Annotated in this window: 6 protein-coding genes; 5 read left to right on the forward strand and 1 reads right to left on the reverse strand. The window is 48.4% G+C overall.

Annotated features, from left to right (window positions below):
* Window positions 1–290, reverse strand: a 290-nt coding sequence (locus tag PX481_RS21265; RefSeq protein WP_288095860.1) for an IS4/Tn5 family transposase DNA-binding protein, incomplete at its 3' end; no start/stop codon positions are given.
* A 222-nt stretch (window positions 291–512) separates the two neighbouring features.
* Here PX481_RS21265 and PX481_RS21270 point away from each other — a divergent pair.
* From PX481_RS21270 to PX481_RS21290, 5 genes are all read left to right on the forward strand, one after another.
* Window positions 513–2,969, forward strand: a complete 2,457-nt coding sequence (locus PX481_RS21270; protein ID WP_288025166.1) for a CPBP family glutamic-type intramembrane protease — start codon at window positions 513–515, stop codon at window positions 2,967–2,969.
* A 324-nt stretch (window positions 2,970–3,293) separates the two neighbouring features.
* Window positions 3,294–4,145 (forward strand): hypothetical protein, encoded by an 852-nt coding sequence (locus PX481_RS21275; protein ID WP_288095852.1) that lies wholly within the window; start codon window positions 3,294–3,296, stop codon window positions 4,143–4,145.
* Between the two features lie 156 nt (window positions 4,146–4,301).
* On the forward strand, window positions 4,302–6,152 hold the full coding sequence (locus PX481_RS21280; RefSeq protein WP_353852213.1) for a VMAP-C domain-containing protein: 1,851 nt from the start codon (window positions 4,302–4,304) through the stop codon (window positions 6,150–6,152).
* Window positions 6,142–7,239: an AAA family ATPase gene (locus PX481_RS21285; protein ID WP_288095856.1), complete on the forward strand. Its 1,098-nt coding sequence runs from the start codon at window positions 6,142–6,144 to the stop codon at window positions 7,237–7,239. Before PX481_RS21280 ends, PX481_RS21285 begins: the two co-directional genes overlap by 11 nt.
* 8 nt (window positions 7,240–7,247) lie before the next feature.
* Window positions 7,248–9,776 carry an SAV_2336 N-terminal domain-related protein gene (locus tag PX481_RS21290; protein ID WP_288095858.1) on the forward strand — a complete coding sequence of 843 codons (2,529 nt, stop codon included), beginning with the start codon at window positions 7,248–7,250 and terminating at the stop codon, window positions 9,774–9,776.
* Window positions 9,777–9,990 lie beyond the last annotated feature (214 nt).

The following is a 9,990-nucleotide window of genomic DNA, read 5'->3' on the forward strand; positions in this document are numbered from 1 at the left end:
AGAGCCGTAAAGTCTAAACTTGTTGTGTCTTGCACTGCCAAAACTATTGGATGTTCTTTGGTTCTTTCTACTGTACTTTTAGCTTGGGCGGCAATTATATCTGAGGGGTGAAAATAGGGGGAATTCCCAAAGTCGTAGGTGGCACTGGCGGCGGCTAGATTTCCCGAGGCTTGTGGCACACTTGTACTAGGTTGACTGGCCAAGTTTTCTACGATACTGATTAACCTTTTCTTTCTTCTGGTGTCCCCTAGGTCTGCATACTGTAATTCTTGGGCTGCCCATTTCTCCATTTTTTTGCTTACCTCCACCTTAATTCCTTCTTTCAAAACTATACCTATCAATCGTTTCCCCTTTTTTTAAGTTTCTTCTCTTTTTGTTAAGAAAGATCCGACTAATGGATAGCCTTATTAAGGGGGGATCAAGGGGGGATTAAAGGCAAAATCCGTTTTTAATTTAATTATAACCAGCTACTTAGTCTAAACGCTGTAGGCTGGAGAAACCTGACTCGATCGATGAGCGTCAGCTATACCATGAAAAGAACGATTTCCCGGATTGTCTGGATACTTCTCTCGCTGGCGGCGATCGCTCTAGCGGTGTTTCTGTTCAGTCCGCGCCCCGTGGAAGAAGCCAAGGCTGACTACTGGATCATGAGTCGGTTAGCGGTCAATCAACCGGGCTATTTTCCCCTAGAGCAATCCCTCGATCCGCGATGGTATCGCCCGATCGCCCCTTGGATCGGTCGCCTGATTTTGCCAAAACCGGAGGAATATTCCGCCACACCGGGGGAAGATTGGACTTGGTTGCAGGTTTACCAAGCACCCCGGCCGGATTTAGTCGGTCAAAAAGTTCGTTTAGGTTGGCGGCAATCCCCGGCACTGGCTCGATATTTAGGACTGGTTACTAAGGATATTCGCTTCACTCCAGAGGCGATCGAGAGTGAAAAACAGGGAAATATCCTACCGACTCGCTTGAATGGTCGTTCAGGGGTCGGACCACTGCAAGCGCTGGCCGGATCGCGACCGCTCGATGATGTGGTGGTCAGCTTTCCCGATGCAGAAATCGGGGAAACGTCATTACAAGTGGAGCGAATGCCCTTGATCGTTACTGGGCGCTTTGTGGCATTGGTGAAAATTATCGGCGAAGCTCCCCCCCGAACCCCCAGCGACATCCCCAAGGTTTGCCCCGGTTCACCCCCCTGTGGGAGCGAACTTTTCCGAGTGCAACACTATAACCGCGACAGTGGACAATTCGACGGCACCTCGGAAGTGATCCGCATTCCCCAACAACCCTTAGTTTCCGGAGGACGTTTTATCTCCACCCCCCGACAGTTAGCAGCAGCGAGCGAAGGAAAGCAGGGCTGGTATATCTACGGGGCGCGGGGACGGGATAAACTCTTTACTGTTCAAGCAATCAAACCTCGATCGCTGTTTCAACTGCAACCGACGGAAACCCTGACTGGGCTGCGATCGGGCCAAGATTACATCGCCCGCGGCACTTGGAACGATACCCCATCCCGCAAAGGAACCGCCAGTCGGGTAACAGTCCTGCTGGAGGGTGAAAAAAAATCATGGAAAGAGGGCGATAAAGGCATAGGAATTCATATTTTCGGCGGGATCGGCGGTAAAAAAGGCGAATCAATACAATTGGGAACGGTAACGGGTCATTTTTCCTATTTTCTCTACGAAGTGATTCGGGATGCCCTGACGGGAGAGCTGCAGTGGCAGCTCGATTATGATCAGGTGTACGCTCACAATCCCCAGGGGATTTTATCCGGTTATCAGAGTTGGGCGAACTATACGGGTAGTTTAGAGCGGGGATGGCTTAATTCCCGACCCCTATCCGATGCGATCGTGAAATTAGACCTATTGGAGGATTACCACTTCGGTGGGGTTTCTCTGTCCCCCCTGACAGAATTCCACAAGCAGTTAGAGATCATGATGGCTCGCTACCGGATCGGGGACGGGACCGGGGTTTCTAGTGTTACCCCCGCGACTTCCTGCGTCCAGGACTCGAATCAGGCCCTTTATATCACGATCGCTACCCTGCGCCACCAGTTTGAAACCGATCCAAAGATCGCCGCTTGGTTGACAACCCATGCCGACGATCCGGAAACCTTGCGTTTTCAACGTTTGGGACAATTGGGCGATCGTTTAGAACAAGTATTAGCTCCCCGGGGGGTGATCCGGGCCGATTGGCGGCAAAACGCCGAAATTCTCGCCGGTATCACCGATAGTCGCGGAAAAGGCTTGATTCGGGAAAATACACTGGCCAACGCTCTACTAAGCTGGCGCTCGATGTTACCGCGAGGCAGCAATGACGTGATCGGTGAGATTTTCTTGCGGTCAGGAGCTACTCTCTGGTTCCTCCGTACTAATCAGGTTGGGGGAGCGATGCCGGAGATTTTACCCCTCGCACCGACCAAGTTATTCGGGGAAATGCCGATGATCGCACCGATGCTCCGTCGCACTTTGGGCGCGCTCGTGCTGCCCCTTACCGGTCGGGATTGGGGGGTGACGGCGATCGGATTGGGATTGTACGCTGTGATCGCCCTGACCATCGGTTTCCGGTCGGGTTTTTTACGTTGGCACTTCCCCGAACGGAGACCGTTAGAGATACTGAAAATGCTCGTCTTTTGTTTTTTCTTCCCGGCATTCTGGGAGGAATTCGTCTTTCGGGTGCTGTTAATTCCCCATCCGGAAACGGCAACTTCCACAGCTAACCTGATCCTCTCTGCTTTGGTCAGCATCACGCTTTTTACCGTCTATCATCCCCTCAATGCAATTATTTTTTACAAAAAGGGCAATCCGACTTTTTTTCAGCCTATTTTCTTGATTTTAGCGGCTTTATTGGGATTAACTTGCACCGTCGTCTATTGGCTGACTGGTTCTCTCTGGACGATCTCGGTGCTGCATTGGTTGGTGGTGGTGGTTTGGTTGCTGTTTTTGAACGGTCTATCTCGGGTTTGCTGAATAAATCTAAAAACCTTGTTGGATAGGGTTTTTAGACTTGTTTTCCCTCAAAAAGTGCCGACCTTTGGAGTGATTGGGGGGAAAATTCCGGGACTTTTTCCCTGAAAATTAGGTAATTGACCCCCTGAAAATGGGTAAAACCCCACACCCCACACCCCACACCCCACACCCTGCCCCCAGGAAAAGCTTTTTCAGCAAACCCTATCTCGACTGACAAGGCGATCGAAGCAAGGCAGTTTTTAAATTTGCTCTCGGTCTAAAGTGGGAAAAACCATTTAAAATTGAAAATCAACAGGGATAGGGAAGCTCTGTAACCGCACGATCATGGCTAAAATTGTCGGTGTTCACGGTATCGCGCAAGAATTTAGGGGTAGCCACACGATTTGTGCTGAGTGGTTGCCAAGTCTCAAGGATGGATTGAAACTCGCGGGAACCGAGTTAAAGTCCGATACTGATTTTCGTTGCGCGTTTTACGGAGATATTTTTCGGGGAAAATCGAAAGCGATCGGTATCCCGAACTACGATGTTAATGATATCGATTCCGATTGGGAAAAAGAATTACTCCAGTCGTGGTGGCAAGAAACGGAACGAGTGGAAAATAATCATCCCAATGCGGATAGCCTTTTGAGAGAAAAATCTACCCCAAAAATTATCCAGAGAGCTTTGTCGGGGTTAAGTGAATCTCGGTTTTTCGGTAGCATTGCCGAGAAATTGGTTATTTCTTATCTTAAGCAAGTAGGGGGCTATTTACACGATCGAAAGCTAAAACAGCAGATTCAAGAGCGAGTAATAGAATGTATCGGTGAAGATACGCGGGTACTTGTAGCTCATTCTCTCGGTTCGATCGTCTGTTACGAAACTTTATGTCAGCATCCAGAATGGCCGATTAAAGTCTTTGTCACTCTCGGTTCTCCTTTGGGGATAAGACAATTAATTTTCGATCGACTGCAACCATCCCCCCGCAATAACCTGGGGCGCTGGCCCGGAAATGTGAAAAGATGGGTAAATATCGCGGACGATGGCGATGTGGTGGCGTTGACAAAGCAACTCAACCCTTTATTTGAGGGAACTGTCGAGGATAAGTTAGTTTATAATGGCTGCGAGGCTCATGATGCCAAAAGCTATCTTACGGCGGTTGAAACTGGGGAAGCGATTCGATCGGGGTTAAGTAGGTAGGTGTTAAAAATTATCAGACACCACCCTTATCAAGGGGGGACTAAGGGTAGGGTTGATTCATGAATCAACCCTACTATGAATCAACTCTAGGACTAAGGGGGGATCGAACCTAAAATCCATTTTTAATTTAATTATAACCAGCTACTTAATCGATTGATGGGCAATGATATGGATGAAGAAACCAAGTATTATCTAATCGCTTGTGGGACAAAGGATTACAACGCATTCGAGCAATTACCCAGCGTCGAGACGGATTTAGAATTGGTGAACAGTCTGTTTACCAGTGGTTTTGGATATGAAAGAGTTCTGCCAAGTTTACACTTGAATCCCACAACTAACGATCTTAAAAAATTATTCCCTGATTGGCTTCGGGATAGAGAGCGACATGGAACGAAAAATATTCTTATTTTTTACTATTCCGGTCATGGCGAATATTGTCAAGGTGATGGACATTATCTCATACTGGAAGACACAAATAGTGACGATATACCTTCAACGGCTTTACCGACTCAAGACTTAGTTCGTCCTATTAAAAATAAGCAAGTAACCATCTCTCAAGTTCTCTATATTATTGATACTTGTTACTCCCAAAGTGGTGCGGGAGATATTATAAAATTCGTTAGCGATGCGATAAAACAATATGAAGCGGTTCAAGGAGCTAATATAGCTATTCATGTTATGGCAGCTTGTAGGTCAAAAGATACAGCGATCGAAGGCGTTTTATCCCGATCGCTGCAACAAGCTCTCGATGATATAGAAGCGATCGATTTTTATTCCCACTCTGGATATGTCGATCTAGGTTGGTTGGTTCATAAAATGAACCAAAATGTTGACAGTAATCAGCGTGTTAATTATTCTGCGCTAGGAATTGAAACCCATGCTATCTTTTTTCCTACTTATCCTAAAGCTGACCAAAAATGGGAAAATCAACGATTTAATTTAATCGAAAAACTTTTCAATATTTTAAATATTAATTCCGATAATAGTTTATTCTTAATCAACTCTTTTCTGTTAGTCTATGAGGATCCCAAATCGTCATCTATTTCAAACATACAAGAGCTTATAGAAAAACTAAAAGATTTGTCTAGTAAGCCAGTTAATCAAGAAATATGTCCTTTGATTTTATTTTCTGAATGGTGCAGATTGAAGTTATTTAAGAATGAAACCCTAGATATTGCTGAAGATATTGATACTTGGAAAGGTGAAGCTATTCGATATAGGGATGGTGTGCAGTTAGACACAATCAAAAAATATGCGAGAGAATTGTGGGATAAATTTAATAAAAATATCGAACTAGAAGGAAGAATACAAATTGTAATCTCACCCGCAATTGATAAACATAATAATACTGGCTTACAAACAGAATATTTTCATGTAAATACGATGTTTTTTGTGGGAATAAACAATAAAATTAAGTTATGGAATATCTATAAAAAAGAACAAGGTTTTATGATAGAAGAAATGCAAGATAGTTTCTATCAGGTAATTCCTGAAATATTTTACTATTTACCCGATCGAGCGAGACTAGAGATTGAATTTTTCCTTCCATTTGCTTTGCTGAAACACTCCCTAGAAGATATTAAGTTTAGAACCGGTGAGGGGCCATCTATCGGATACGAGTATCCTGTTTTTATTAACTCCTTCGATCGCTATTTCGATGAAGATTTCCGAGAAATACGCGACAAGATCGAGGAGATCAAGAGAGCTTTATGGGAAAATAATAGCGATCTTGACCAGAAACATTACTACATCGGAACCGAACCATCGATCGCCGATCTGGAAGAGATCGTGGAATCCCTGCCGATCGCCGTCTGGAGTCGAAACGCCAATCAACCGATGACAGATAACGATCTAAAACCCTCGGAATGGAAAAACTGGCCCGATAAGATCAAAGAATTACGCAGAAACGAGCGAAAAATCGCCCTTTTCTGGGACGATCTATACCCCAAACCCGCCCCGAGACCGAGACCTCTAAACACGAGAGTGGTGGAATCCAATGGCCAATAAACCAGTTACCAAAGCAGAAGAACTTCGCATCTATCGGGGTTTGACCCTGAGCGCGAACAGTTTACCCACACCCGAAGAACAAAGAAAACACCTCGATCGCATCCCACCGCCACCCCCTTGGCGCAGTTTTAGCCTGTCCCCGGAAGAATGGACAAAAGCGGCAAAATCGCAGGAAATACCGCCCGAACAGGGAAAAATCGACCCTAGGGCTTTAGGATTCGTCGCGGATAAGAAAGCGGTGGAATTGGTGAATGCTGCCCTCTGTTTGCGTCGTCCCCTACTGATTGAGGGCAACCCCGGCGCCGGCAAGACTTCCCTGGCCTACGCAGTTGCCCGGGAATTGGGACTACCCGGCCCCTACCGTTGGTCGATCGTTTCCCGCACCACCCTTAAAGAGGGTCTTTATGCCTACGATGCGATCGGACGGTTACAGGAAGCTTCCCTACAAAGACAGAAAGTGGGAGAGGGGGGAAAGTACGAGGAACCAGATATCGGCAGCTATCTAAGATTAGGTCCCATGGGGATGGCTTTTTATCGATCCCGTCCCGGACGACCGGCGGTGCTGCTAATTGATGAGATCGATAAAAGCGATATCGATATGCCTAACGATCTCCTCCATATTTTCGAGGAGGGATTTTTTGAGATCCCAGAATTGACACGATTAAAAACCGGCGACCAATCCGTTCTTCCCTATCGCGGTCAACAGGACGACAGCGAGGAAAAAATCCCGATCGATCGAGGTTGTGTGTCTTGTCAGGAGTTCCCCCTAGTATTCATGACCAGTAACGAGGCCCGGGAGTTTCCCCCCGCTTTCCTGCGTCGATGTTTGCGTTTAAGACTCGAACAACCCGACAACGAGGATGATTTCTATCGGATACTAGAGCAACGTTTCCCCCCGGAGAGCCTGAATCAATTGGAAAAACCGGCCAGAGAACTAATCCGGAAATTTCTCGATCGAATTAAACGCAAAGACAAACTAGCCACCGATCAACTGCTCAACGCGGTCTATCTGTTACTACAGGGAAACGACCTCACCGACCCCGATAGCAAGCTGCTAGACACCATCTTTAAATCCTTGCAAGGGTAGGGGGAGAGATGGAAGGGAAAAAAGCCATCTGGTGGGAAGACGAGAGGGAAATGGCAGAACTGATCTGGTGCGCTGCTTACCTCGATCGAATTATCGCGCCTTGGTCGATCGAGCAGTCTGAACATTCGGAAGCGAACTCATCTAATGATCAGGAGGATAACCGGTCATCCGGCAGCGGTGAAAAAACCCCTCCCCCCGGAGCGATCGAGCCAACGCTCCCCGTTGCCTATCCCGAAAACATCGATCGCCAGACGCAGACCTCCCGGAAGCGCGATTCGGTCGAGAGCGATCGTTCTTCTCCCGTTCGCGTCCCCGATCCCTTTCCGATACCCGAACCCACCGCCATCAGTAAGGCAATTCTCCCCCTAGCGCGTCGCGTGCCTGGATTACGGGCCGACGAGTTGGATATCGAGGTTACAGTGGAACGGACGGCCGAAGCGGGGGGATTACCGATGCTCGCTTTCCGACCCCCCCTAGAACGTTGGTTAGAGGTTCACCTGTTGATCGATCGCTCTCCCCCGATGGAATTTTGGGGAGATCTAGCGGGGGGAATGACCACTCTCTTCCGTTGGCAAGGCTTTTTTAGGGATGTGCGGGTTTGGTGGTTCGAGACGGGTGAAAATGAAGCTCGTTTGCTTTCTGGTGCGGGGCAAATCGAACGGAACCCTCGCAGTCTGGTTGCACCCTCTGGAAACCGACTTTTTATCGTCCTAACCGATACTTTGGGGAAAGCTTGGCGATCGAGGTCTGCCTTCGCCACCCTAGCGGATCTGGGCAAAGAACACCCCGTCACCATCGCTCACATTTTCCCGCAGGAGCTATGGCAACGAACCGCTTTAGAGGGAGCGATCCTCCGGCCTTTGATCGCACCGGGTCCCGCTTCTGCCAATGCAATACTGCAAGTGGGGGAAAGACTCCGCACGAAGCAGATTCTCTATCGGTTCCCCATTTTCAATCTATCCCCTGCTCACTTTGCAACCTGGGCGAAATTTATCGCTGGGAGCGGTGGTAACTCCATTCAGGGGGTTTTAATGGGAGCAACCACTGCGGGGGTGAATATGGGTGAAACCGGAGAAGAAGAGGCAGCCGCTCCGGAAGCGGAACCCCCGGAAGAGTTATTGAGAGGCTTTTTAATCGATGCCAGTCCCTTGGCCCGAGAACTGGCTAAAGTGCTGGCGGCCGTTCCCCTGATTCCTCCGGTGATGCGATTGGCACAGCGGCGATTTTTACCCGATAGTAAACATTGGCATCTAGCGGAGGTCTTTTTTAGCGGACTGGTCGAAAAATCTACCTTTAGTCCGGAGGGAGCGACGGTTCCGGATGCTTGGTACGATTTTTACCCCGGCATTCGTCAGCTACTGTTGGCAGATAGTGCCGCTAGACGCACGATCGATATTTGGCGCGGCATCGGCGATTATATTCGCGACCATTACGGCGAATTTCGCGATTTTTCGGCTCTAATCCCCAATCCACAGGGTTCTCTAGCGGATGCAGTCAGCGATCGCTCTCTCTATTTCGCTGAGGTGGACGCGGCTGTTCTCCGCACTTGGGGGGGAGAGTACGCCGATATCGCCCAAAACATCGAGGAGAGAGTGAGGCAGCGAAAACAGGAAATCTTGACCCCGGAAAAACTCCTAAAATTCCCCTTCGAGACCCTATACGTCAATAAACGGGGAATAATTACCAAAAGAGAATCCCTGGAGGCCTACTACTACCAAGAACCCCTAGGTAAGGGAATCGAACCCCTGACTATGGTTGCTATCCCGGGGGGCGAATTCCTGATGGGTTCACCGGGAGAAAAGGGCGATTCCGAGTTTGAAAAACCCCAACACCCCGTGAGCGTCAGTGCCTTCTACCTGAGCCAGACTCCGATTACCCGGGCGCAATGGCGGTTCGTGGCCCACCTACCGAGGGAGGGAAAAGACCTCGATCCAGACCCCGCGCGCTTTAAGGAAAGCGATAACAACCCCGTCGAGTCCGTGAGTTGGTACGATGCGATCGAATTCTGCGCCCGTCTGTCCCGTCACACGGGAAAAAATTACCGTTTACCGAGTGAGGCCGAGTGGGAATACGCTTGTAGAGCGGGAACAACCACTCCCTTCCACTTTGGCGAGACGATCACGGCAGAACTGGCGAATTACAATAGTTCAGAGGTCTATCAACAAGAAAAGGCGAAAAAATCCCCAGAGAAAACCACCCCCGTCCGCTCCTATCCCCCCAACGCCTTCGGGCTGTACGATATGCACGGGAATGTTTGGGAGTGGTGTTTAGATCCGTGGCACGGTGATTATCAAGGTGCACCGCCCACAGACGGGAGCGTTTGGGACGAAAAAAATATTGATAATCGTTATCAAAACTTATTAAATAGTATAAATGAACTCTTGACAGATAACCGATATTGTGTATTGCGGGGCGGTTCCTGGGGCTTCAATCCTGATGGCTGCCGTTCCGCGGTTCGCTACTTCCGCTACCGCCGCGACCTCCGCAGCTACGGTTACGGTTTTCGGGTAGTCTGCGTATTCGGGAGAACCCTGTAACCCTTTTCCCCTTTTTTTCTCTCTTTTTCCTCATTCCCTTTTCTGGAATTTTTTTAGGCAGGCTATAGTACAAGTGTATTGGTTGGGGGGTCAATTACCTGGGGGGTTTGATCCCCCCTGCCCCCCTTGATAAGCTATCCCTTATAGGGATCTTTCTTAACAATTTTTGCAGTAAGCACTCCAACCCTTATCCTGACTTGATTTCAGTTTTTTC

This window comes from Microcystis sp. M53603_WE2 (assembly GCF_030065435.1).